General features: G+C 69.6%; 19 protein-coding genes, 8 pseudogenes and 1 riboswitch. Of the genes and pseudogenes, 14 read left to right on the top strand and 13 right to left on the bottom strand.

Annotated elements, in window-relative coordinates; translation table 11 throughout:
- Positions 1-4 precede the first annotated feature (4 nt).
- The 6 genes from ACZ6KY_RS04840 to ACZ6KY_RS04815 are packed head-to-tail and all read left to right on the top strand — an operon-like array spanning position 5 to position 7,773.
- Entirely contained in the window at positions 5-916 is a 912-nt protein-coding gene (locus ACZ6KY_RS04840) for a phytanoyl-CoA dioxygenase family protein (RefSeq protein ID WP_469308865.1), read from the top strand.
- Entirely contained in the window at positions 903-3,410 is a 2,508-nt protein-coding gene (locus ACZ6KY_RS04835) for an amino acid adenylation domain-containing protein (protein WP_469308864.1), read from the top strand. The genes ACZ6KY_RS04840 and ACZ6KY_RS04835 overlap by 14 nt, the downstream gene beginning before the upstream one ends.
- Positions 3,401-4,408: a zinc-dependent alcohol dehydrogenase gene (locus tag ACZ6KY_RS04830; RefSeq protein ID WP_469308863.1), complete on the top strand. Its 1,008-nt coding sequence runs from the start codon at positions 3,401-3,403 to the stop codon at positions 4,406-4,408. Before ACZ6KY_RS04835 ends, ACZ6KY_RS04830 begins: the two co-directional genes overlap by 10 nt.
- On the top strand, positions 4,405-5,484 hold the full coding sequence (gene argC / locus ACZ6KY_RS04825) for an N-acetyl-gamma-glutamyl-phosphate reductase (RefSeq protein WP_469308862.1): 1,080 nt from the start codon (positions 4,405-4,407) through the stop codon (positions 5,482-5,484). The genes ACZ6KY_RS04830 and argC overlap by 4 nt, the downstream gene beginning before the upstream one ends.
- A gap of 5 nt (positions 5,485-5,489) precedes the next feature.
- On the top strand, positions 5,490-6,656 hold the full coding sequence (gene pgk, locus ACZ6KY_RS04820; RefSeq protein ID WP_469308981.1) for a phosphoglycerate kinase: 1,167 nt from the start codon (positions 5,490-5,492) through the stop codon (positions 6,654-6,656).
- A complete protein-coding gene (locus ACZ6KY_RS04815) occupies positions 6,646-7,773 on the top strand; it encodes an iron-containing alcohol dehydrogenase (protein WP_469308980.1) in 1,128 nt (375 codons plus the stop codon). The genes pgk and ACZ6KY_RS04815 overlap by 11 nt, the downstream gene beginning before the upstream one ends.
- A gap of 305 nt (positions 7,774-8,078) precedes the next feature.
- Here ACZ6KY_RS04815 and ACZ6KY_RS04810 read toward each other — a convergent pair whose 3' ends face one another.
- The 7 genes and pseudogenes from ACZ6KY_RS04810 to ribB form a co-directional block, all read right to left on the bottom strand.
- Complete coding sequence (locus tag ACZ6KY_RS04810) at positions 8,079-8,744, bottom strand: Asd/ArgC dimerization domain-containing protein (protein WP_469308861.1); 666 nt, start codon at positions 8,742-8,744, stop codon at positions 8,079-8,081.
- Positions 8,745-8,809: 65 nt separating this feature from the next.
- Positions 8,810-9,124, bottom strand: a pseudogene (locus ACZ6KY_RS04805) (N-acetyl-gamma-glutamyl-phosphate reductase); the annotation flags it as partial.
- Entirely contained in the window at positions 9,009-9,479 is a 471-nt protein-coding gene (locus ACZ6KY_RS04800) for an NAD(P)-dependent oxidoreductase (protein ID WP_469308860.1), read from the bottom strand. The gene ACZ6KY_RS04800 and the pseudogene ACZ6KY_RS04805, both read right to left, overlap by 116 nt.
- A 25-nt stretch (positions 9,480-9,504) precedes the next feature.
- Entirely contained in the window at positions 9,505-9,960 is a 456-nt protein-coding gene (locus ACZ6KY_RS04795) for an AMP-binding enzyme (RefSeq protein ID WP_469308859.1), read from the bottom strand.
- A gap of 347 nt (positions 9,961-10,307) precedes the next feature.
- Entirely contained in the window at positions 10,308-10,931 is a 624-nt protein-coding gene (locus tag ACZ6KY_RS04790) for an ATP-grasp domain-containing protein (protein ID WP_469308858.1), read from the bottom strand.
- A 3-nt stretch (positions 10,932-10,934) separates the two neighbouring features.
- A complete protein-coding gene (locus tag ACZ6KY_RS04785) occupies positions 10,935-11,120 on the bottom strand; it encodes a phosphopantetheine-binding protein (protein ID WP_469308979.1) in 186 nt (61 codons plus the stop codon).
- 308 nt (positions 11,121-11,428) lie between these two features.
- Positions 11,429-12,082 (bottom strand): annotated as a pseudogene (gene ribB, locus ACZ6KY_RS04780) (3,4-dihydroxy-2-butanone-4-phosphate synthase); the annotation flags it as partial.
- A 288-nt stretch (positions 12,083-12,370) separates the two neighbouring features.
- A riboswitch (FMN riboswitch) is annotated at positions 12,371-12,501 on the bottom strand.
- 317 nt (positions 12,502-12,818) lie between these two features.
- Between ribB and ACZ6KY_RS04775 the strand changes: the two are divergent.
- Positions 12,819-13,490, top strand: a complete 672-nt coding sequence (locus ACZ6KY_RS04775; RefSeq protein ID WP_469308857.1) for a ribonuclease FAU-1 family protein — start codon at positions 12,819-12,821, stop codon at positions 13,488-13,490.
- Positions 13,491-13,714: 224 nt separating this feature from the next.
- On the opposite strand, the pseudogene ACZ6KY_RS04770 reads toward ACZ6KY_RS04775, so the two are convergent.
- Positions 13,715-13,996, bottom strand: a pseudogene (locus ACZ6KY_RS04770) (transposase); the annotation flags it as partial.
- A gap of 272 nt (positions 13,997-14,268) precedes the next feature.
- Between ACZ6KY_RS04770 and ACZ6KY_RS04765 the strand changes: the two are divergent.
- Positions 14,269-14,467, top strand: a pseudogene (locus ACZ6KY_RS04765) (NF041680 family putative transposase); the annotation flags it as partial.
- 97 nt (positions 14,468-14,564) lie between these two features.
- Positions 14,565-14,861: pseudogene (locus tag ACZ6KY_RS04760) on the top strand (helix-turn-helix domain-containing protein); the annotation flags it as partial.
- Positions 14,862-14,963: 102 nt separating this feature from the next.
- On the opposite strand, the pseudogene ACZ6KY_RS04755 reads toward ACZ6KY_RS04760, so the two are convergent.
- A pseudogene (locus ACZ6KY_RS04755) lies at positions 14,964-15,059 on the bottom strand (IS5/IS1182 family transposase); the annotation flags it as partial.
- Positions 15,060-15,300: 241 nt separating this feature from the next.
- On the opposite strand from ACZ6KY_RS04755, the gene ACZ6KY_RS04750 reads away from it, so the two are divergent.
- Positions 15,301-15,729 (top strand): DUF8189 domain-containing protein, encoded by a 429-nt coding sequence (locus ACZ6KY_RS04750; protein ID WP_469308856.1) that lies wholly within the window; start codon positions 15,301-15,303, stop codon positions 15,727-15,729.
- Between the two features lie 197 nt (positions 15,730-15,926).
- Here the strand turns inward: ACZ6KY_RS04750 and ACZ6KY_RS04745 are convergent.
- Positions 15,927-17,006: pseudogene (locus tag ACZ6KY_RS04745) on the bottom strand (IS630 family transposase).
- A 75-nt stretch (positions 17,007-17,081) separates the two neighbouring features.
- Between ACZ6KY_RS04745 and ACZ6KY_RS04740 the strand changes: the two are divergent.
- Positions 17,082-17,510, top strand: a pseudogene (locus ACZ6KY_RS04740) (TetR family transcriptional regulator); the annotation flags it as partial.
- A gap of 132 nt (positions 17,511-17,642) precedes the next feature.
- The gene (locus ACZ6KY_RS04735; protein ID WP_469308855.1) at positions 17,643-18,392 is read left to right on the top strand and encodes a hypothetical protein; all 750 of its coding nucleotides are present in this window, start codon (positions 17,643-17,645) and stop codon (positions 18,390-18,392) included.
- Between the two features lie 511 nt (positions 18,393-18,903).
- Here the strand turns inward: ACZ6KY_RS04735 and ACZ6KY_RS04730 are convergent.
- Complete coding sequence (locus ACZ6KY_RS04730; RefSeq protein WP_469308854.1) at positions 18,904-19,566, bottom strand: class I SAM-dependent methyltransferase; 663 nt, start codon at positions 19,564-19,566, stop codon at positions 18,904-18,906.
- Between the two features lie 334 nt (positions 19,567-19,900).
- Here ACZ6KY_RS04730 and ACZ6KY_RS04725 point away from each other — a divergent pair, with 334 nt between their 5' ends.
- Both ACZ6KY_RS04725 and ACZ6KY_RS04720 read left to right on the top strand, forming a co-directional pair.
- Positions 19,901-20,581: a Type 1 glutamine amidotransferase-like domain-containing protein gene (locus tag ACZ6KY_RS04725; RefSeq protein ID WP_469308853.1), complete on the top strand. Its 681-nt coding sequence runs from the start codon at positions 19,901-19,903 to the stop codon at positions 20,579-20,581.
- Between the two features lie 587 nt (positions 20,582-21,168).
- Complete coding sequence (locus ACZ6KY_RS04720; protein WP_469308852.1) at positions 21,169-21,723, top strand: dihydrofolate reductase family protein; 555 nt, start codon at positions 21,169-21,171, stop codon at positions 21,721-21,723.
- 145 nt (positions 21,724-21,868) lie between these two features.
- Here the strand turns inward: ACZ6KY_RS04720 and ACZ6KY_RS04715 are convergent, their stop codons facing one another.
- Positions 21,869-22,378: a DUF6328 family protein gene (locus ACZ6KY_RS04715; protein ID WP_469308851.1), complete on the bottom strand. Its 510-nt coding sequence runs from the start codon at positions 22,376-22,378 to the stop codon at positions 21,869-21,871.
- A 276-nt stretch (positions 22,379-22,654) separates the two neighbouring features.
- Complete coding sequence (locus ACZ6KY_RS04710) at positions 22,655-22,981, bottom strand: plasmid stabilization protein (RefSeq protein WP_469308850.1); 327 nt, start codon at positions 22,979-22,981, stop codon at positions 22,655-22,657.
- Positions 22,982-23,246 lie beyond the last annotated feature (265 nt).

Raw genomic sequence — 23,246 nt, 5'->3', positions numbered from 1 at the left:
CATCATGATGCACGTTTCGACCATGCGCGACTCCACGTTGGTGACGCAGCGCGAGCGCGACTGGACGCCGCTGACGGAGGAGCAGTTCGAGAGCTACGAGCGTGACGGCTACATCCACCTCAAGGGCGTCTTCAACCAGGACGAGGTGGCCCGGGGCCTCGAACTCATCGACGACGTGGTCGCCAAGGGCGCCCCGACGATCGAGAACCATGCGAGCTTCACCGACCGCAGCCACACCGTCCGTGTCCGCGACGCGGTCAGCCGCACCACGGAGATGGACTACTTCCTCGACCACCCCAAGCTGGTCGGGCCGCTGATGTCCCTGCTGAACGGCAGCGTTCAGATCCTGGGGACCGAAATCTTCGTCCGGTCCCTCCAGGAGGAGGCACTGGAGTACTGGCACACCGACGGCGGCGAGTACCTGCAGCGGATCCAGCTGACCCCGGGCAGCCCCGGTCTCCAGGTCAAGGCACAGGTCTTCTTCACCGACGTCACCGAGTCCAACAGCGGCAACTTCCTGCTGATCCCCGGCAGCCACCGCAAGCTGCCCACGGGCAACAACGCGCTGTGCTACATGGAGGAGCTGGACGAGCCGCTGCGCCGCGGCGTGCTGCCGGACGACGCCATCGACGTCAAGGCCGCGCCGGGAGACGTACTCCTCTTCCCGTACTCGCTCTGGCACGCCGTGGCACCGAACACCCACCGTGAGCGGAAGACGTTCATCCTCCGCTACGGCCAGCTGTGGCACCGTCCGCACGACTACTTCAGCCAGCCCCAGGAGATCCTGGACCGCATGTCGCCCCGACTCCGGCGCATGTTCGGCGACTTCGGCGGCGACGCGCACCCCACCGACTTCTACAAGCCGGTCGACCAGGGTGACGTCATGTCCGTCGGAGGTACCTATGACCAGCGCTGACCCACTGGTCGGCGCCCGCAGCCTGACCGACCTGTTCGCCAGGTCGGTCAGGCTGCGGGGCGAGGCCGCCGCCCTCTCCGAGAGCGGCCGGGAGATCACCTATGCGGAGCTCGACGAGGCGTCGGACGCCGTCGCCGCGCTGCTCGTCGACGCCGGGGTGGGCCGTGGCGACCTGGTGGGCGTGCTCCTGGAGCGCTCCCACCGGGTGCCCGGCTGGATCCTCGGCATCCTCAAGGCGGGAGCGGCCTACGTACCGCTCGACCCGACCTACCCCCGCGAGCGGCTGCACTACATGGTCGCCGACGCCCAGGTGAAGATCCTGGTCGGCGGTCCGGAGCAGGCGGCCGCCTGCGGGCTGGACGGCGTCGAGGTCATCGACCCCCGCCCGCCCGCGCCCGGCGTGACGCCCGGCGCCAGGCCCGCCGTCACGCCGGACCCGCAGGACCCGGCGTACGTGATCTACACCTCGGGGTCCACCGGGCAGCCCAAGGGCTGTGTCGTGACCCACGCCAACGTGCTGGCGCTCCTCGAAGCCACGCTGCCGCTGTTCGACTTCGGACCGCAGGACCGCTGGTCGCTCTTCCACTCCTTCAGCTTCGACTTCTCCGTCTGGGAGCTGTGGGGGCCCCTGGCCACCGGCGGTACCGCCGTGGTGATTCCCGCCGCGGCGGCCCGCGCGACCGAGGACTTCCTGCGGCTGCTGGCCGACGAGGGTGTCACGGTGCTGAACCAAGTGCCCTCCGTCTTCCGGTTCCTGGCCCGTGAGTACGCCGACTCCGGCGCGCCCGACCTCGCCCTGCGCTATGTGGTCTTCGGCGGCGAGAACGTCGACCTGGACGTCGTCAGGGCGTACACGGACGCCGCCGGGGACCGGGCACCGGAGTTCGTCAACATATACGGCGTCACCGAGACCACCGTCTTCACCACGGTCAGGAAGCTCACCCCCGAGGACCTCGCCGGCACCGTGCGCTCGCCCATCGGGACACCGCTTCCCCATCTGTCGGTCCAACTCCGCGACGGGGACCTTGCAGTGACGCCCGCCGGCGAGGCCGGCGAGATGTGGGTGGCCGGTACCGGGGTGGCGGCGGGCTATCTGCACCGGCCCGAGCTCACCGCCGACCGCTTCCGCACGTTCGACGGGAAGCGCTGGTACCGCACCGGCGACCTCGCCCGTTGGCTGCCGGACGGCGCCCTGGAGTACCTGGGACGCAACGACCAGCAGGTCAAGATCCGCGGCCACCGGGTGGAGCTCGCCGAGGTGGAGGAGGCGCTGCGGGCCGACACGGCCGTCCACGACGCGGCCGCCGCGGTGACGTACGACGCCGACGGCACCGCCGTGCTCGTGACGCTGGTGGTCCCGGCGGGCGACGGCGCCTTCAGCGTCGCCGCGCTGCGCCGCCACGCCCGCGCCACCGTGCCCGCCTACCTGGTGCCCAACCGCTTCCTGCGGGTGGACACGCTGCCGCTGACCCCGTCCGGCAAGCTGGACCGGCGCGCGGTCCAGGAACTCGCCGAAGCCGGCGGTGCCCCGCTGCCTGCGCCCGCCGTCGCACGCACCCGGGTGCTGGTGGTGGATCCCATCCACGAGAGCGCTCTGGCGGAACTGCGCCGCACCTACGACGTCCACGTCGAGCTGCGGCCCCCGGCCGACCGCCTGGTGCAACTGGTCGAGGACGTCGAGGTCATCGTGGTGCGCAGCGGTGTGCGCATCGACGCGGACGTCATACGGGCGGCGCCGCGGCTGAAGGTCGTGGCCCGGGCGGGCTCGGGGGTCGACAACATCGACCTCGACGCCGCCGGGGCCGCCGGGGTGGCCGTGTTCAACGTTCCCGGCGTCTCCGCGCCGGCCGTCGCCGAACTGGCCCTGGGGCTCATGCTGTCGGCCGCCCGCCACATCGTCCTGGCCGACCGTCAGGTACGGGCCGGAGTCTGGAACAAGGCCGCCCTCGCGGGCATCGAACTCGGCGGGAAGACCCTCGGCCTGGTGGGCCTGGGCCAGATCGGCTCGCGCCTGGCCCAGTTGGCGCACGGCATGGGGATGCGGGTGATCGCCACCGTCGACCGGGACACGCCCGAGCGCCGGTTGGAGCTGCGTGGGCGGGGAGTCGAAATGGCCTCCCTGGACGAGCTGTTGGCCACCGCCGACGTGGTGTGCCTGGCCGTCCCGCTCACCGACCGTACGCACCACCTGATCGACGACCGCGCTCTGCGGGCCATGAAGCGTTCGGCGCTGCTGGTCAACATCTCGCGGGGGCCCGTGGTCGACGAGGAGGCCCTGTACCGGGCGCTCACCGACGGCGAGATCGCGGGCGCCGCACTCGACGTGGTGGCCGAGGAGGGCAACCCGGGCCGCCTGGCCGAGCTGGACAACGTCGTGATCACGCCGCACATCGGCGCGATGTCGGCGGACTCCCAGGAGCGCATCGGCCGGATCCTCATCGACTCGCTGCACGAGGTGCTCGCCGGAGGGAAGGTGGCCACCTCATGCCGATGAACAGCGCCGTGCTCACGGAGTACGGGCGGATCGAGTACCGGAGCGGTCCCGTGCCCGCCGCCGACGGGGAGGAGCTCCTGGTCCGGGTGCTCGCCACCGGCGTGTGCGGGTCGGACCTCGCCACGTACCGGGGCGCGCACCCCTACAAGACCGCGCCGGTCGTCCTCGGCCACGAGCTGTGCGGCGTCGTGGAGCGGGCGGCGGGCGACTTCGCCGTCGGCGACCTGGTCTGCGCGGCTGCCTACGCGCATTGCGAGAGCTGCGACCGGTGCGCCCAGGGGCTCACCAACCTTTGCCGGGACAAGCGGAACCTGTGCCACCTGGGGTGGGAGGGGTCCTTCGCGGAGTATGTGACGCTCCGGCCGAACATGACCTTCGTCCTGCCCTCGGGGCTCGATCCGGAGCTCGGCGCGCTCGTCGAACCGCTCTCCATCGGCCTGCACGCCATCCGGCTCGCCGGCCCGGCGCTGGGGCGCACGATGCGCATCATCGGATCCGGCAACATCGGCCTGGCCTGCCTGATCGCGGCACGCCGGCTCGGCTTCACCCGGATCACCTGCACCGACGTCGGCCAGGAGAAGGGCGAACGCGCCCTGGCTCTTGGCGCGGACGCGTACGCCGACGTCCTCGCCCCGGCCGACCCGTCCGCCGAGGCGGACGTCGTCGTGGTCGCGGCCGGCCACCCCGACGCGCTCGACGAGGCGGTCGGCGCCGTGCGGGCCGGCGGCACCGTGATCGTGGTCAGCTTCTTCGACGGCCCGGTGCCGATGGCGGCCAACGCCCTCGTCGGCCGGGAGGTGACGGTCATCGGCTCCTCGTTGTCGACGGCCGCGGACTTCCGCACCGTGATCTCCTGGCTGGCCGCCGGGGAGATCGACCCCCGCCCCATGGTCACGCACCGCTTCGCGCTGGCCGACACCGCCGAGGCCATGAGCCTGATGGCCGAGGGCAGGACCACCACCGGCAAGATCATCCTCACTCCGCGAGGTAACGCATGACCCTGCATATCGGCATTGTGGGAGGCACCGGCTACGCCGGCGGCGAACTCGCTCGGCTGCTGCTCAACCACCCCGGCGTCGGCTCCATCACGCCCACGGCCCGGGGCGGGGAGGAGTTCGACCGGGTCCACCCCAATCTGCTCGGCTGCGGGCTGAGCTTCGTCGACGTGGATGAGCTCCGGCGCCGCGCGGACGGCCTCGACGTGGTGTTCTTCTGCACCCCGTCGGGCGAGGCGATGCGCTCAGCGGCCTTCTTCCTGGACCGCGGGGTGAAGGTCGTCGACGTCAGCGCCGACTTCCGCTTCCGCGACCCACAGCGGTACGCCGAGGTCTACGGCGCGCCGCACGCCGCCCCCCACCTGCTCGCCGAGGCCGTCTACGGGGTGACCGAACTCCATCGCGAACAGGTCGCCGGAGCCCGGCTGGTGGCCAACCCCGGCTGCTACGCCATCACCACCGTGCTCGGGCTGGCTCCGCTGCTGCGCTCCGGCCTCGCCGACCTCGACATCCCCGTCCACCTCGCCGCCGTCAACGGCACCACCGGGGCCGGGAACAAGCCGCGCACCGAGATCATGCACGCCGAGGTGTTCGGCTCCATGCTCCCGTACAGCCTCGAAGGGCACCGCCACGCCCCGGAGCTGGAGAATCATCTCGCGCCGCTGGCCGGCCGGGAGTTGTGCGTCGACATGACCACGGCACACGGCAACTTCGCCCGGGGCATCTACATCCAGGCGAGCCTGGCCGTCCGTCCGCAGGAGCGCGGGCAGACCGACCGGGCCTCGCTGCTGGACCTCTACGAGCGCCACTACGCCGACGAGTTCTTCGTCCGCGTCAACAGCGCGCCGAAGAAGGCCGGGCTCAACGCCAAGGAGTACGGCGTCTATCCGAGTCTGACCGCCGTCACCGGCTCCAACTTCTGCCACATAGGCGTGGACTACGACCCGGTCCGCGGCTTCGTCAAGGTGATCGCGGTGACCGACAACCTGGTCAAGGGAGCGGCAGGTTCCGCGATCCAGAACATGAACGTGATGTTCGGCCTCGACGAGCGGACCGGCCTGTACCACTACGGGCTGTGAGCACCATGCGGCTGCTGCGCGATCATCCCGTCGTGCCCGGAGAGCGCTGGGTCTACTCCGCCGGCTTCAACGTCGGCCCCGCGCTGACGGACACCGGCCGGATCGACACCGAGCTGGACGACCTGCGCGGCCTGGCCGCGGCGGGCGCCCGGGTCGCGCTCCTCAGCCACCAGGGCAGCGCGAAGGACGGCACGGCCCGGCACCTGGACCATCTGGCCGGGTACCTCGGCCGGCGCCTGGGCCGAGAAGTTCGCTATCTGCCGGAATGCTCCTCGCGGCAGGCCCAGATCTGGGCGGCGGAGCTGCGCGACGGGGAGATCGCCCTGTTCGGCAACGTCCGGCTGGAGGCGGGCGAGGAACGCGGCGACCGCGAACTGGCCGCCGCGCTCGCCCGCCTGGGCGACCGGGTGGCGGTCGGCGGATTCTCCAAAGCACACCGCCGCCACGCCTCCAACGTCGGCATCCTCGACTTCCTGCCGGGCTACGCGGCCTCCAGCCTCCTGGGTGAAACCGAGCTGCTGCGACCGTGGGCGGCCGGTGGCGGGGCGGCCGGTTCGGTGGCCGTGCTGGGCGGCGTCAAAGTGGAGAAGACAGTGGTGGGGCTGGAGAGCCTGACGCGCGCGTACGACGTGGTGATCCCCGGCGGGGTGGTGCTCAACACCCTTCTGGCGGTCAGCGGTTACGCCATCGGCGGCTCCGAGCTGGGCACCGAGGCCGAGCGCTGCGCTGCCGTGGCCCGCACCGTACTCGGCCGCCGGCACCGGGCCCGCATCCACCTGCCCCGTACGGTCCTGATCACCGGCCCCGAAGGCGCCACCCGGACCGTAGGCGTCGAGGAGGGCGTCCCGGACGGCTGGGCCATCGTCGACTTCGACCTCGAGCGGTGGGCGGTGGACGCGGTGCGGGAGGCCGGCCGGGTCCTGGTGGCCGGTACCCCCGGCCGACACGCCGAGGGAAACCACCGCGCCGCGGCAGCGGTGCTCGGCGCCCGTGAGCCCGGCGAGCCGCACACCCTGCTGCTCGGCGGCGACACCGTCGCGGAGCTTCCCTGGACCGGTCCCCGGTCCACCGGCGGCGGCTCCGCACTGCACTACCTCGCCGACGGCACCTGCGCCGTCATCGAGGCACTCGAGGACAACCGGAAGAAGGGAGTCGGTGACCATGCGGCTTGAGTTCCCCGTACCCACCCACGTGGTCTTCGGGAGCGGCACCCTGGACCAGGTCGGCGCGCTCTCGGCCCAGTGGGGCGGGCACGCGCTGATCGTGTGCGGACGCACCGCGATGCGCCGCTACGGCTTCCTGGACCGGGCGGCGGATTCGCTGCGCCGGGCGGGCCTGTCGGTGACCGTCTTCGACAGGATCAGCGCCAACCCCCGGTCCGACGAGATCGACGAGGCCGTGGCGCTGGCGAAGTCGCGGTCCTGCGACGTCGTGATCGGCCTCGGCGGCGGCAGCGCCATCGACGCGGCCAAGGCCGTGGCCGTGGCCGGCTCGTACGACACCGTGCGCGACCTCATCGGCGAGACGCTCGCCGCCTCACCGTCCGCCCTCCCCGTCATCGCCGTGCCGACGACGGCCGGCAGCGGGTCGGAGGTCACCAAGGGGGCCATCGTCACCGACGTGGTCCGGGGCTTCAAGTCCGGCATCCGGGGCGACGACATCTTCCCCAAGGTCGCCATCGTGGACCCGGACCTGACCGCGCCGCTCCCGGTCGCGGTCGCCGTCGAGACCGCCTTCGACGCGCTCGCCCACGCGATCGAGGGCTATGTGGCGGCCCGCGCGACCGACGAGAGCCGGTCCCACGCGCGGCACGCGATCACGCTGATCCGCGACCATCTGCCCCTGGTCGCCGCTGGGAGCACCAGCCCGCAGACCCGGGAGGCGATGGCCCACGCCGCACTGCTCGGCGGCGTCAACGTCGCCTGTGCGAGCACCTGTCTGCCGCACCGCCTCCAGCAGGCGATGGGCGCGGTCCGGCGGATCGACGTACCGCACGGCAGGGGCCTGGCCCTGCTCTACCCTGCCTGGCTGCGCACCGTCCAGCCGCACGCCAAGGACGGCTTCGCCGACATCGCCGAGGCCCTGGGCCACAACGACATCCACCAAGCCGTCTCCGGCGTGCTGGACACGGCGGGGCTGGCGACCGGACTGGAGGGCTGGGGGTTCACCTCACGCGACATCGACACGTTCGTCGACGGCATCAGCGGAAATCTCGACAACGATCCCACCCCGGACATCGACACCGACCTCATCCGGCACATCTACGCGGACTCCTTCCGCACGCCGTAGGACGCACCAAGGCGGCGGGTACTGTCCGATTCTGACGATCAGTCACATCGCAAGCCCCCCAGCCTGACCTTTGGTCCAGCCGGAGGGCTTGCGGTGGACGCGATCAGGCAGGCGCTCAAGGCAGGTTGGTGCCGTCCTTGGCGCCGCTCTGGTGGCTGAGCAGCGCCACCCGGGCCCCGGCCGCCGACAGCCGGGCGAGGTCGGCGAGTTCGACGTCGATCCGGCCGGTGCCGGCGAGCGCCGGGCCGACTTGAAGCCGGCTGGGTGGATCCAGCGCTCGCCGGGCCGCAGCCGCTGCCCGGAGATCAGCCGTATCCCGTTCCCAGGCCGTAGTGGACCAGACCGGCCCGCTCGTCCAGTCCGAACATCACGTTCATGTTCTGGATCGCGGAACCGGCCGCGCCCTTGACCGGGTTGTCGGTCACCGCGATCACCTCGGCGAAGCCGCGGACCGGGTCGTAGTCCACGCCTCTGTGGCAGAAGCTGGAGCCTGTGACGGCGTTCAGGCTCGGGTAGACCCCGTACTCCTTGGAGTTGAGGCGCCCCTGCTTGGCAAGCGAGCCGACCTGTACGAAGTGCTCGTCGGCGTAGGGGTCCCGGTAGAGGTCCAGCAGCGCCGCCGGGTCGACGTCGGTCCGTGCGTCGGCGCGAATGCGCACGCTGGCCTGAATGTAGAGGCCGCGGACGAACTTGCCGTGGGCCGTGGTCATGTCGACGCACGGATCACGGTCGGCCAGCGGTGTCAGATGGGTCTCCAGCTCGGGGGCGTGGCGGTGCCCTTCCAGGCTGTACGGCAGCGTCGAAGCGAACGCCGCCGCGTGCATCACGTCGGTGACCGGCTCGTTGCCCGCCCCCGAAGTGCCGTTGACCGCGGCAAGGTGGATCGCGGTGTCGAGGTCGGCGAGGCCGGAGCGCAGCAGCGGAGCCAGCCCGAGCACGGTGGTGATGGCGTAGCAGCCGGGGTTGGCCACCGCGCGGCGGCAATCTGTTCGCGGTACAGCTCGGTGACGCCGTACACCGCCTTGTAGCGGCCGGCGTCGACGAGACGGAAGCCGGCGTTCACGTCAACCGCCTTGATCCCGCGCTCCAGGAAGTACGGGGCGGATCGCATCGCCTCGCCGGACGGGGTGCAGAAGAACACCACGTCGAGCTCGTCCGCGCGGTCCCGGAGCTGCTCGACCGTGAGGAACCTCCGCCCGCTGCCGAGCAGGTTGGGGTGGACTCGTTCGAGCTCCTCACCGTTGCGGGCCGTCGGCAGGATCGTGCCGGCGGCGGGGTGGTTCAGCAGTAGGCGGCACAGTTCGCCGCCCCGAGTGGCCCGTCCCTCCGACGATGCGGCCGACGCCGACAAGTCCGAGGGTCTTGCCCGCCGGCTCCGCTCCGGACAGCGCGGCCTTGTTCCACATACCGGACCGGACCTGACGGTCGGCGAGGGCGATGTGCCTGCCGACCGCCGGCATCAGCCCGAAGGCAGGCTCCGCGACCGCCGGGGCAGAGGCCGCGGGGACGTTGAAGACGGTCACGCCCGCCTTCCTGGCCGCCTCAAGGTCGATGTTGTCGACCCCGGAGCCGGCCCCGGCGATCACCTTGAGCCGGTCGGCCGCCGCGATGACGTCGGCGTCGAGCCGTACGCCGCTGCGCAGCACGATCACCTCCTTGTCACGCACGAACTGCGCCAGCCCATCGGCGGGCGGGCGCAGTGCCACGGTCACGTCGTGGCGCCGGTGCAGCTCACAGCGCCCCGCTGTCGACGGGGTCGACGACCAGGATGCGTGCGCGCGGCACGGCTGCCTCGGCCGCGCACTCCGCGAGAGCACGCCGGTCGGGTTTCCCGGACGAGGTCAGCGGCAGTTCGCCGACGCGGTGGAACCGGGTGGGCACCAGGTGCGCCGGCATGGTCGTGCGGGCGTGCCGGCGCAGGGCCGCCACGTCCAGTTCACCGGGCTCGGCCGGGACGACCAGGGCAGTGAGCAGGTCGTTGCCGATGCCGTCGCGGGTGACCAGCGCGGCGGCGTCCGAGATCTGCGGAGCGGCCCTCAGGCCGGCCTCCACCTCGCCGAGTTCGACCCGCTGTCCGCGCAGCTTGACCTGCTGGTCGTTGCGGCCCAGGTAGGCCAGCCGCCCGTCGGGCAGTCGGCGCGCCAGGTCGCCGGTGCGGTACCGGAGGTGGGTCCGGGTGTGTAGCACTGGAAGTGGACCGCTCCGGACGTACGGGGGGCAGCGGGACGCTGCGTCCCAGGGCCAACTCGCCTGCCAGGGCGACGAGATCGAGCCCTGCGGCACGTGTGGCCAGGTCGGCCTGGTTCCCGCCGAGCCTTCCGTTGACCTCGATCGGGCGGGGCCCGGCGGGCGTCAGCTTGATCTCGGTGTGGACCAGGCCGTGGGTGACACCCCGTGCGCGCACTGCGCCATCGGCCAGGGCGACTACTTCGGCCTCCTGCTCCGGCGGCAGGGGCGCGGGCCAGAACTGGCCCGACTCCCGGAAGGGAGGTGCCAGCGGCAGCTTGCCCGTCACCGCGAAGTGACGCGTGCCATCAGGTGTGACGGCGCTCTCCACGGAGACATAGTCGCCGAAGGGGGCCCAGTCGGCCCCCTTCGAGGAACTCCTCGACCACCAGAGCCGGTTCGGCGCGCAGGAACTCCTCGATCACGGCGGCGCCGCGGTCGGGGTCCGTCACCCGGACCGTGTTCCGGCTGCCTTCGCCACGCACCGGTTTGACCACGGCGGGCAGACCCACCTGTGCCAGTGCGTCCGGCCATTGTCCGGCGGTGGTGACGACCGCGCTGCGGACGGCGTCCACGCCGGCCTCGTGCAGCCGACGCCGCTGAACGGATTTGTCGGTCAACCCCTTGACGGTTTCCGGGGAGTTGAACGGAAGATCGAGCCGTTCCGCAAGTAACGCGGTGTCGGTGAGCATGCGTTCGCTGAAGGTCAGGGTGCCTTTGGCCCCAACGGCGCGCAGACGGGCGACGACGGCGTCGTCACCGTCGGCCAGCGGTACGGGACCAGCGCAGTTCTCCTCCAGGAGCGGGCGGACCTGGCGGGCGTGCCCGGAGTCCGCGAGCACCACCACCACCACGGGCTCCGATGTGCCCAACCGACCGATGATCTCGCGTGGCGAGGCCGCACCCTGGTCGTAGACGACAACGATAGCCATCGGTCAGGCACGTTCGAACAGTTGGGGATCCTCGACCGCCTCGGCAAGCTCGCGGAGCGTGCTGCGGCGCAGAACTGCGGACCGCGGCATCGCGAGGCCGGACTCGATAGCGCGGGTGGAAATCGCCAGCGCCAGCAGCGAATCGCCGCCGAGGTCGAAGAAATCGGCTTCGACATCGTCGACCGAAATGCCGAGTACCTCTTCTCAAATTCCTCTGAGCATTTCCATGGCACCCTTGTCGAGCATGCCGGTTCCTCCCCCCGACTCGTGGTCGCTTTCGCGTATTGAATGCCCAACGGCGCAATGTCAAATACCACGAGAATTCTTGGTGAATTCATCAGGATTCGCAATTTGGGGCACGCAGGAAAGAGGCCCGGCAAATGCTCTTTGCAAAACATCTGCGGGCCTGCCGGGCCCGTGGTCCTTCCCTCGTGGCACTCCCCCGTCGGTCAGCCCAGGGTCGCTCCCGGCTGGGCCGAGCACACGGGGGCCGACCCCTCGGACCGCCGCAGATGGTCGATGAGGGCGGCGACGGAGATCAGGGCAAGTCCGTGACGCTCGGCGAAGTCGCGCAGCTCCGGGAGCCGGGCCATGGTGCCGTCGGAGTTGGCGATCTCGCACACGGCCGCTGCCGGGCGCAACCCGGCGAGCCGGCACAGATCCACACCGGCCTCGGTGTGACCGGGCCGCACCAGCACGCCGCCGTCACGCGCCCGCAGCGGGAAGATGTGTCCGGGCCGCACGAAGTCGCCGGGTGAACTCTTCCGTTCGGCCAGCAGACGGAGGGTCAGCGCCCGGTCCGCGGCGGAGATCCCGGTGCTGATGCCGACGGCGGCGTCGACGGAGACCGTGAAGGCGGTGCGGTGGCTCTCGGTGTTGCGGGGAACCATCTGATCCAGCTCCAGCCGGTCCAGATCGCCTCCCGGCATCGGGGCGCAGAGCAGGCCCCGGCACTCGGTCATGGCGAAGGCGACCAGCTCAGGGGTGGCCAGCTCGGCTGCGAAGACGATGTCGCCCTCGTTCTCGCGGTTCTCGTCGTCGACGACAACGACCGCCCGGCCCGCGGCGATCTCCGCGACCGCGTGGTCGATCGGATCGAGCGGCTGCACGCCCTCGGCGGTGGGAGACGGCATCGAATCGGTAGTGGTCATGCCCGTGGTCCTAGCGTTCGGTGGAAGCGAGGTCGGGGCGCGAGGCCGGCTGAGCGGGCCCCACACGCCTGGAACTCGGCGCTGCGACCGGTCGGGCGGGGTTGCGCGCCGGCAGGGGCACTGCCCGGCAATCGGCCCATCGAAGTCTCTCCTCGCGCTGGCGGCGCGGACTTCCGGGGCCTGGGACACGCGACGAGCACAAGGGCACGTGACACTTTCCCGTCGGGACGCCACAGTCCCCGTGAGGACGTGCGGAACTTCCACAGAGATCGGGAACGACCCTGCTCGCCGCGCACTGCCTCCCTTCCGGACTTTCACCGTCGGTCCAGGAATTTCACCTGGTCAACCGGCCGCTGGAGGCGGTCGGGTCGCGGACTGTAACCGCCGGTTCGGAATTTCACCGACCCCGGAGTGCGCAAACGTTCGTGATAACTTCCGTCAACCTTGCACACTCCGCGTGATCTTGACAAGACATCGGCGAAATCGAGTCATTGTGGCCTGCATCACGCATCGCCCGACAGGCGAACGACGCGCCGTTCCAGAAGAGTTGCCAACGTCTCGCGGCTGTGTCTACGATCCGCACGCCGCTAACTAACCGTCAATAAAGGTCAGATCGGCACCAGTTGACCGCTTCGACGAATAAGGGACTGCGTGGCGAGTTCGACCCTCCAGCGAAGCGGGCATTTCGGGTCCGCGCAATGCCGGATCCGTGTTTAATACGAGGATCAATACTTCAATGCGCAACAATTCTGAGGGCGCGCTGCGTGCAGCCGAGCCCACCGACAACGAAGCCGGGACCGCGGAGCCGGGCCGGTTCGCACCCGGCGCGACCATCCTGCGCCGGGAAGTCCTCGACGGACGGACATGGTTGAGCTACCCGGTCCGGGTGGTCGCCGACCGATCCGATCTGCTCGCGGTGCATCTGGCGCACGGCACCCGGCTCTCCTTCGGTGAGGGGGACTTCACCTGGGGTCCCCACCCCTGGCACGACGTGGCCGACCACTGGCGCAGCCGCGGCGTCCTCCAGCTCCAGCGCCCCGGCGACGCCTACGCCGTCTGGGTCTTCCGGGACGAGGCGACCGGCGAGTTCTCCGGGTGGTACATCAACTTCCAGGACCCGTACCGCAGGACCGCGGCGGGTTTCGACACCCTGGACCACGAACTCGACCTGTGGGTCCCCGCCGACGGAGGGCCGTACCGGTGGAAGGACGTCGACGAGTTCGAGCAGCGCGCCCGCACCGGCGGCTTCACGCCCGAGCAGGCCGCCGCGGTGCACGCCGAAGGTGACCGGGTCGCCGAACTGCTCGACCGGAACACGCCCTGGTGGGACCAGGAGTGGGCGCAGTGGCAGCCTCCGGCCGGCTGGGAGACACCTCCCGTGTGGACGGGTGCCCCCACCGCTCGCTGACCGCGCGGCCCCGAGCTGCCTCCGGCGTGCGCCGCGCGGAACTCCCCTGCGCCGCAGGACGGCTGGAGCCCGCATCGACGAGCGAAGTCCCCCGGCCCTGCGGGGCCGCCGGTCCGTCGGGCAGCCCCCGTTGCACCTTTCTGCGGTTCTCGGAACGCCCCTCACAGCACAGCACGACGAAAGGAACCAGGACCCATGCGCATCGCGTTACTGACTTCGGCTGGTTAGGGTGACGTTGACGCGTCGAGGTCCAGGCCGGTTCCGGCTATGAAGCCGTTGAAGGTGTCGGGCCGGTACCGAAGGCGCTTGAGCCGGTTGCGGACGAGGACTTCGAGTCGGTCGAGAACGACGACGGCGAGGTTGGCCAGGCTGCGTTTGACGTGGGCCCACACGCCCTCGACAGGGTTCAGGTCCGGCGAGCAGGCAGGCAGCAGGAACACCGTCAGCCACTCACGCTCGGTGATCAACTGCCGCATCCTGCGGGAGACGTGGGTGTTCAAGCGGTCAGTCCGCCCCCATCCGCATACCTCACACACCACTGGATACGGCCAACAACCCGCCCTCACCAGAACCTTTGCGAAAGATCACCCTGCCGAGCCGAAGTCAGTAACCACCTATCTTCCACTGTCCGCCGGACGTCCAAGCGGTCCGGGGCTGATCCCATGACGGCCTCGAACGTGATCGCCCGTACGGGGATTCCCGGGACATGAACACGGCCTTCGTCTGATTCTGTGCTCCGACCAAAGAGGCACATGCCCAGTACGAAGGCCGCGGGGGAATGAGTCTGCTGCAACATGACGTCCGGCGGGAGGCGTTCGCGGTCGCGGTCACACTTCCGGGACGACTTCTTCGACTGCCTGACCGCGCGTGGGGACACGCTGTTCGAGCTGACCGACGCGTTGCTGTGCGCGGACGGCCCGGTGACCACGCCGGTGGACCTGACGTTGACGGCCGAGCACAGGCGCGGGCACGGCGCCAGGCGGATTCCACTGGTCGTCGCGAATCAGCGGTAAGCGAGCTCTCTCGACCAGCGTCTCATGGCCTCGGCCGGGGTGGGGACTGTATCCGTGGTGTGTGAGGTATGCGGATGGGGGCGGACTGACTCCGGCCGGACGTCAGCGTCGGGAGACGGTACGGATGCAGGCGGCTGAACTGTCCGAGCAGAGGATCAAGTCGTCGGAAGTCGCACGACGGCTGCGGGTGAGCGTGAAGTCGGCCTATCGGTGGCACGGTTTGTGGCGGGACGGCGGTGTTCAGGCACTGGCCTCCTGTGGTCCGAGCGGGAGCCGGTGCCGCCTGTCTCCGCGGTGTCTGGAGAAGCCGGCCGTGTTTGCCCGGACCGGTGTTGAGCCAGGCGCGGGTGGCGCCGTTGTCGTCGACCACCAGGTAGTCGGCCAGGCCCTCGCCATTGATGTCGACGTCGTAGTCCCCGACGCCGGTGGCGCGCTTGGGCGGGGCGGGCTTGACGTCGACTGTCGCCTTGACCCAGCCGAAGCAGGGCGGTAGTTGGCGCCAGGCACATCCGCTGACCAGGACGTAGATGATGGCCGCGAAGAGAGTCTCGGCAGGGTCTGCGGCTCGTGCGGGCAGGCCGTCGGGAACGGGTCGGGGCTGGAGCGGAACAGGGCGGTCCGACGTGGTTTGGGCGGCGAGGGGGCGGGGCCACTTCTGCCGGTAGTGGGGGCTACTTCTGCCGGTAGATCTGCATGGTCCTCCCCCTCATGCCCGTGATCAACTTGTCAGGAGTGCTGGGGCGCTGGTTCTCCCCCTTCCTCGACACGACCACACCACTTGGCAAAGGAGCATGTACGTGCGCAGATTTAAGAGTGCCCTCACAGCGGTTGCGGCCCTGGCCGCCTTCGCGGGGGTGGGTGCCGCAGCGGCGCCGGCACAGGCGGCGACCTACTGCACGGACAAGGGCCAGAAGTACTTCTGCGAGTACGGCGTCTCGTCCACGAAACTCGACAACGGGACGACGGAGGAGTTCGTCGTCGGTGCCGATCACGCGGTGTGGACGAACTGGAGCTACCCCGACGGCTCCTGGAACGGATGGGTGTCCATGGGCGGGTGGGTGAAGAGCCAGATCGTCATCGGCCATCTGCAAGACAGTCTCTCGAACTTCACCATCGCGGCCATCGGCAGCGACGGCAACTACTGGTTCCGGGTCCGCTCCTCCAACGGCGCGTGGACCGCCTGGCAGGTGAGTTGCACCGTCCAGGACGGCCCGGGTTGCCCGTGACCGCCGTACGGCGCTCCCCTGTTCCTCGATGGCCAGGTCGGCCAGGCCCGCCGGGCCGAGGTAGCGGCCGGTAGCCGCGTAGTAGACCTCGATCCGGTGGTCGTGGTGGGGCATGAAGCAGACCTGGGCCTGGATCCCGGCCGCTGGGCATTCGCCCACCCTTGACCGCCCTGACCTACCCTACTGACTTCGGCTTTTCAGGGTGAGGCTGGTATGCCGAGGGTCAGGCCGGTGCCGGTTATGAAGCCGTCGAGGGTGTGGGGCCGGTACTGAAGGCGCTTGAGCCGGTTGCGGACGAGGACTTCGAGTCGGTCCAGGGCCATGACTGCGAGGTTGGCCAGGCTTCGTTTGACGTGGGCCCATACCCACTCGACGGGGTTCAGGCCGGGTGAGTAGGCAGGCAGCAGGAACACCGTCAGCCACTCACGCTCGGCGACGAGGTCGCGCATCCTGCGGGAGACGTGAGTGTTCAGCCGGTCCCACACGAGCACGATCGGGGCCTTGACCAGCTGGTGGACTCCGTCGATCAGCTCGATGAAGTCCCGCTCGTCCATGCTGCGACGTGTGCTTTTGCCAGTGGTGTGGGTGCGCAGACGGTGGCACAGCCGGGTCCGGGAACCCGGGCGCATCGCGATCAGCCCGGCCACCGACAGCCGCCCCGAACGCCGGCCGCTGATGGTGACGACCGGAGTCACTCCGCGTCGGCCCCAGGTCCGTCCTCGGGGCGGCCGTCGGGTGAAGCCGGCTTCGTCCTCGAAGCAGACGTAGCCCCCGCAGGCCGCCCGGATCCCTTTACCTCCGCCCAGGTCACCTCCCGCCACACGGTGACGGCCTGCTCGTCACCGTGTGGCGACCCGCCGGGCCGGGACCTGCGGGCTGAAGCCGAGCCGGTGCATCAACCTGGTGGCCCCGGAGACGCTGTAGAAAACGTGGAACTTCCTGCCGATCAGCGTGGCCACCCGCGCTGCCGTCCACACCTGGTCCTCCACCCAGCCATGCGCGGCCGGACCCTGTTCCAGAAACACGGCCGGCTTCTCCAGACACCGCGGAGACAGGCGGCACCGGCTCCCGCTCGGACCACAGGAGGCCAGTGCCTGAACACCGCCGTCCCGCCACAAACCGTGCCACCGATAGGCCGACTTCACGCTCACCCGCAGCCGTCGTGCGACTTCCGACGGCTTGATCCTCTGCTCGGACAGTTCAGCCGCCTGCATCCGTACCGTCTCCCGACGCTGACGTCCGGCCGGAGTCAGTCCGCCCCCATCCGCATACCTCACACACCACGGATACAGTCACCTACCCACACCCATCAGGAACTTCGTGAAGATTCACCCCGACGAGCTGAAGTCAGTAAGCGCGAGCTGCTGGTGGCCGGGCAGGAGACGCTGAGCCTGTTGCTGGCCGAGGGAATCGCCGAGGCGCCCGGTGACGCCAGCCCGATCGAGGCGGTCGCTGCCGGTCTCGAACGCGCCGCGAGCGCGATGCACCCCATGAATCGCGAGCTCGCCCCTCGCCTTAAGGCGGCCGTTGCCGCCAGCGCCGAACTTCAAGAGCGTGACGCCCTCAAAAGCGTCAGCCTCGCGGCCTCGATGACAACCGCTCTGACCGCCCGCGGCGTACCCGATCCGACCGCGGCTCTCGCGGGCGAGCTGGGCGTCCTCGCCTTCAAACGGGGGTACGCCGAATGGTCCGAGGACGACCGTGACGCCAAGGACGGGCTCGCCCGGTACACCCTGGCGGCCCTGGGCGAGCTGCGTGCGGCGAGCGCATCGCTGGGGTGACCGGACAACCTCACCCGTCGTTCACGGAACTGCGGCCAGGGCCCGAATTTTCCCCAAGGATGCTCTTCTCCCCACTCTGCTGGATCTTGAAGGGTGTCGGGAGGGTGGGGAGCGAAGAGCGCGTTCCGGGAGGTGACCCTGGGGCTGTCAGTGGTGCCGCTTAGGATCGCCGGCGATCGGGGGCGGGCTCCGGCGGGTGGGGGCATCATGAGTTTTGATCTTGCGGTGTGGTTCGAGCAGACGCGTCCGTCTCGCGCGGAGGCGGTGCAGAAGCACGGGCAGCTGTGCGAGGGCGTATCTGGAGTGGTTGTCGGGAGCCCAGCCGTGGCGAGGTTCCACGAGTCCCTGATTGTGGAGTTTCCCGAGGCGCCGGCTCCAGATTCGCCTTGGTCGGCCGGCCTGGACGTCTCCGCGGAATGCGTGCTGATGCCGATGGGGTGGGGCCGTGTGGCCGAGGTGGCTCCGCGCGTCGTCGAACTGGCCGGTGAACACGGGTTGGTCTGCTTCGATCCCCAGGCCGGGGTGGTCCATGTCCCGCCTGGCCTGCGGGGACCGGCCGCGCTGCGGCTGCAGTCGTGTGTCGGCCTGCAGGTGAAGGATCCGGACACCGAGAGCGTTGAGCGGGCGGTGCGGCGCCTGTCGGCGGAGAACTGGTTCGTGATCCTGGAGGGGAGCGAGGGCCGGTATGTCCAGGTCGGGACCGGGTCGCGGGCCGGTGCGGCGTCGGGCGGCTTCGGAGTCGAGCACCGTGACGGTTCGCCTGATCGTCACTACCGCTGCGTGCTCCCCGACCTCGAGCAAGTCGTCGCCGTGTTCGCTGACTTCGCGCGCGGCACTCGGACCTGGAGCGTGGAGGCGAAGTGGGAGAAACTGTCGATGTGACCGACAGGCCGTGGGTGCCTGCCGGCAGGAGGCCGACGGGCCCGTGCCATCCGGTGCGTTCAGGAGCGGCGCATCGGGACCACGTCAGGGATGCGGCCGGAAATGACGGGCGGGCAGCCTCGGAGGTGGCCAGCAACGCGGCGATGGTGACCGGCCGGTCGCAGTGAGGGCAATTGCGGGTCGCGGCGCGCTCCAATGGGCCGCGCTTCTGGGGCGGTTGACGCTGCGTCGGCCTGCCTGGGGGCAGGCCGCTGCGCGCGGCGGGCTCCGGGCGGAGCCGGGTGCGCCCGCCCAGGCGTGCGGCACGTTGCTGATCGCGGTGGAGTTCTCGTCGCAGTTCGGCGTCCTTGCGGCAGCGCGGCGAGCAGTCGGCATGAGCGGCGAGCACCGCGTCGACCGCGGCCAACTAGAGCTTGCACCCTGCCCGAAGCCACCCAGCACACCGTGCGCCTGACTCCGCACCGCCTACACCCTGCATGAATCTCACGCGGCCACGCGGCCATACGTTCCGTCAGACAGCCCCTGCCGGAGCTTTGCGTGCGAGCAGATGAATCGCCTGGAACTGCCGTCGGTCGGTGGGCTGAGGCTCGCGAACCATCCGGGCCACTTCGGCCAGCCCTGCCTCGCGCAGCATCGTTGAGAGGTGATCAGGCGACCAGCGATAGGCCGGCGCGACTGCGTGATCGAAGACCTGCGTCGGATGAGACGGATCTTCGTTGGCCCAGAAGCCGACCAGAAGGTGACCGCCAGGTGCCAGCACGCGGTGGAACTCCGCCAAGATGACGGGGAGTTCTCGCGGCGGAGTGTGGATGATGGACCAACGGGAGAGTACGCCGCCCAGGGCGCCGTCAGCGATGTTCAACGCGGCCATCGAGCCCAGGTCGAACCGCAGGCCCGGATAGGCCTGCCGAGCCAACTCGACCATCGCGGAAGAGGCATCGACACCGAACGCCGCCAGCCCCAACTCGTCCAGGTGAGCGGTGATATGGCCAGGTCCACACCCCAGATCCGCGACCTGACCGTTCCCACTGGCACCTACGGCCTCGGCGAACACACTCAAGATCGCGCGGTCCAAAGGACTTTCACGCAGCTCGTCGCGGAACCGCTGCGCATAGACGGGGGCAACATCGTCGTAGGCCTCGCGGGTTACACGGAGGACATCGTGTTCGACCATGCTCGCGACAGTAGTTCCTGGCGCTGAGCCGAGCCTGGACAATCGCGATCTGCCCTCCCGACGTTCGCCCGGGTGGCTTCGTTCACTTCAAGTGGCAGCGTTTGTCTGCCTGTTTGGACAGCAGTTGATGATCTTGAGACCCGTGGATGTTCACGAGAAGTAGCAGCAGTCCTTGGGGACAGCCCGCCGACGCTACGAACTGTTGCTGGTCCGGGCATGGGTAGCGTTCCGTAGCAGCGGGTGGCCGAGCCGGCAGCCTGGTTCAGCAGGGATGACGGCGGTGGCGGCCCCCTGGTGCATTGCGCGCGCCTGGCAGCCATGATTGGCTCGCCCGGTGAAACTTCTGTTGACGGCGAGCGGCCTGCGTAACGCGACGCTGCGGGATGCACTGCGGGACCTGCTGGGAAAGCCGTTCGAGTCGGCGAACATCGTGTACGTTCCCACGGCATCCGCCGCCGAGCCCGGTGACCACGGGTGGCTCGTCGCGGATATGAACCGACTGCACGGTCTCGGCTGGCGGGAGTTCGACATCCTGGAGCTGAACGGCCTGCCTCGGCAGATGGTGCTTGACCGGCTGTTGCACGCCGACGTTATTTATGTCGAGGGCGGCAGTCACTACCATCTCGCGCGCAGCATCACCGGCAACGGTCTGGCCGAGGGCTTCCTGGAAGCGCTGGAGAGCCGGGTCTATGTGGGGGTGAGCGCCGGATCGATGATCTTCAGCCGGAATCTGACCGAACATTCCTCCGACGTCATCGGGGATGCCGCGGACCTGCACGTGCTCGGCGCTACGACGGTGGAGCCGCCGTTCGGTCTCTTCGACTGGTATCTGAAGCCGCACCTGTACTCGCCGGATTTCCCGGAGCGGGACGACGCCTGGGCTGATCGCATCGTCGAGCGGGCGGACTTCCCGATCTATTTCATCGACGACGACACGGCAATTCGCGTCAGTGACAACAAAGTGGACGTCATCTCCGAAGGTCGGTGGCGGTTTCATCCGCGACGAGATCGGTGAGCGTGACACCAGCGGGGCGGTCACTGCCCGGGTGAACCGCCACCAATGCCCGCGCCGCGGCCGCGGCTGTGTCCGGTCGGCCGCGGGTCGGGGCCAAGGAGGACGGCGACCTCGGCCGCGCTGTTGGCGGCCTGGTGACCCCATGGTCTGGCGGCCCAGGTCGGGTCAGGCCCTCCAGGACCATGGGCACGATGTCCTGATCCTCAGTCAGCTTCCATCTCAGCGCGATCCCTCCCAGCACCCGACCGTCCTCCACGATCCATCGCCAGACGCGACTCACCTGGTGGGCCTGCGTCGACCTCACACGGCATCCGACTCGGCAGCAAACCTCGTCACCCAGGCCGCGAAGCCAGCCGGCGAGTCGACCTCGTCAGCGGGCAACAGCCCGAACTGTTTTTATGTACACCAGGCCGCTCCCACCCTTCATGCGCCTCGAGCCAGGCGGAGTGCAGGAGGAGAGTGGGCGCGATCAGGCACTGTCGCGAACCCTCGGCCGGCCCCGGGGGGGGCGGGCCGATTCCTTTTGGAGCCGGCCCGGGTCTTCATTCCACAAAGCCGGAATCACCGGCCCCAGGACGGAGATCATCATGCGCAAGCTCATCGCTGGAGCATTCGTCACGCTCGACGGCGTGGTCCAGGATCCGGGCGGGTTCGGCGAGACCGAACGCGGCGGCTGGGCACTGGAGTACTTCGACGACACCGCTCGCCAGCGGGCCACCGACGCCCTGTTGGCCAGCGACACCTTCCTGCTGGGGCGGGCTACCTACGAGATCCTCGAGAAGGCCTGGTCGAACAACACCGGACCGTACGCCGAGGCGATGCACGGTCTTCCCAAGGCCGTCGTCACGAACACGCTCAGCGGCCCGTTGCCCTGGAACGCCACCGCCCTCACCGGTGAAGCGGCGCAGACCGTCGCGAAGCTCAAGCAGGAACCCGGCGGCAATATCGTCATGTACGGCAGCTTCACGCTGATGCGGACCCTGCTCCAGCACAACCTGATCGACGAGCTGAACCTCAGCGTCCACCCCGTCGTCGTCGGCACGGGAAAGCGGCTCTTCGACACCGCGTTGCCGCGCTCGCTGCGGTTCGTCGCGGCAACGCCGGGCGCGACCGGCGTCGTCACACTCACCTACGCCCCGTAAGCCCAAGCGGGACGGGCAATTCGGCAACGGGCACGATGCCGCTCTCCATGCGCGAAACTCACGAGGCGCGACGAGGGCGTACCCGCGCTTCTCCCATCGCTCCTCGTCATCGCCCGTGCCGTGAGCGTCCTGTACCGAGTGCCGGTCACTCCCCTCCGCCGGTGTCCTTATCGCTCGTGTTGCGCATCCGGAGTGCCATCGGGATCACGAGCCACCACAGGATGTACAGCGCCGCGACACCCGCGACGATCCATGGCACGTACCCGTCGTCGTGGGTGGCCGTGCGAAGCACCAGCAGAAGGGACGAGGTCATGGTGAACAGCAGCAGTGAGAGGCCGAGGAGGGTCAGCCGGGAGGCCCAGATGACAGCTTCTGGTTTGATGCGCTGCCCTGACACGATCCGGTGGAATGCCACGGGAGCCACCAAAGCTCCCGTGGCCATGGCTCCGAGCACGATGGTGACCATGTACAGCGTTTGGTCCGGCCCCGAGAGCTGCCGGTAGGTCGGTGTGAACACCACTGTCAGCAGAAAACCGAACAGGATCTGCACGCCGGTCTGCGCCACACGGATCTCCTGCAGCAGGTCACCCCACTTGCGGTCGGCTCGCTCCTGAGGCGACTCATCGCGCCCGTCGTCCTGTCCGTCGCTCTGCATCCACGTTCCTCTCTGCCGACGGCCGGCATACAGGGCCGCGCCCTTGCCGCGCCCTCGTCTGGTGCCGTGTCCGCGTCTTGCGGGGTCGACCGCGGACCGGCCACGCGCCGAACCACGGGCGCCGAACCACGGGATGGACCGCCCGCCCCGAACGCGCGGCAGTGCTGGGCGGCGCCCTTCCCGTGACGCATGCTCTGCCCACAGCAGGTGCGGTGCCTCCGTGCGCCGGGCCCCGCCGCACGGAGGCTTACCGCACAAGGCCGCGCGGGACCTCTCTCAGCGGCCCAGCGCATCCTTCAGCTGCTGTTTGCTCATGGACGAGCGGCCGTGGACGTCGCGCTTCTTGGCCTCTTCGTACAACTGGTCGCGGGTGGGTCCCTGGGCGCCGGAATGGGAACGCTCACCACCGCGCTGAGACGCCGACTTGGGGTCGCGGAGCGATGCCTTGCTCGCGGTCTTCGACTCGCCCGCTCTGGCCCGCTCCTTGTTCACCGTTCGCGCCGCGATCTCCTTGGCCCTGCTCGTGGACTCACCGCGTTCCAGCGCGCTTTCCTTGACATGCTCGTACTGCCGCTCGCGTTTGCTGCTCGACCCCGCAGGCATGGCACGCCCCTTCTTTGATGTGCCGTCCATGTGGACCTTTCGAGTACCCCGACCGCCGAGAGGCTCACCGATCCGATCCAAACAGGGCCCCTACGGGCCAAGGGCCGGCCTCGTCCGGCTCAGCGGACGAGCGCCGAGCGCCCACTCACGAAGTGGGGGGGGGGGGGGGGGGGGGGTGGGGGCGCGGTGGGGGGGGGGGGGGGAGGGGGGGGGGAGGGGGGGTGGGTGGGGGAGATAGGGACGGGAGGGCGGGGAGGGGTCTCCG

Source organism: Streptomyces sp. NPDC042002, assembly GCF_055588305.1.
Note: the sequence above shows the minus strand (reverse complement) of the source record. Positions and strands in the feature narration are given on the sequence as shown.

Coding starts and splice junctions, on each gene's coding strand:
- ACZ6KY_RS04840 (WP_469308865.1), top strand. CDS start 5: ATGATGCACGTTTCGACCATGCGCGACTCCACGTTGGTGACGCAGCGC.
- ACZ6KY_RS04710 (WP_469308850.1), bottom strand. CDS start 22,981: ATGCCTGCGGGGTCGAGCAGCAAACGCGAGCGGCAGTACGAGCATGTC.
- argC (WP_469308862.1), top strand. CDS start 4,405: ATGACCCTGCATATCGGCATTGTGGGAGGCACCGGCTACGCCGGCGGC.
- ACZ6KY_RS04715 (WP_469308851.1), bottom strand. CDS start 22,378: ATGCAGAGCGACGGACAGGACGACGGGCGCGATGAGTCGCCTCAGGAG.
- ACZ6KY_RS04830 (WP_469308863.1), top strand. CDS start 3,401: ATGCCGATGAACAGCGCCGTGCTCACGGAGTACGGGCGGATCGAGTAC.
- ACZ6KY_RS04730 (WP_469308854.1), bottom strand. CDS start 19,566: ATGGTCGAACACGATGTCCTCCGTGTAACCCGCGAGGCCTACGACGAT.
- ACZ6KY_RS04815 (WP_469308980.1), top strand. CDS start 6,646: ATGCGGCTTGAGTTCCCCGTACCCACCCACGTGGTCTTCGGGAGCGGC.
- pgk (WP_469308981.1), top strand. CDS start 5,490: ATGCGGCTGCTGCGCGATCATCCCGTCGTGCCCGGAGAGCGCTGGGTC.
- ACZ6KY_RS04775 (WP_469308857.1), top strand. CDS start 12,819: ATGCGCAACAATTCTGAGGGCGCGCTGCGTGCAGCCGAGCCCACCGAC.
- ACZ6KY_RS04790 (WP_469308858.1), bottom strand. CDS start 10,931: ATGGCTATCGTTGTCGTCTACGACCAGGGTGCGGCCTCGCCACGCGAG.
- ACZ6KY_RS04835 (WP_469308864.1), top strand. CDS start 903: ATGACCAGCGCTGACCCACTGGTCGGCGCCCGCAGCCTGACCGACCTG.
- ACZ6KY_RS04720 (WP_469308852.1), top strand. CDS start 21,169: ATGCGCAAGCTCATCGCTGGAGCATTCGTCACGCTCGACGGCGTGGTC.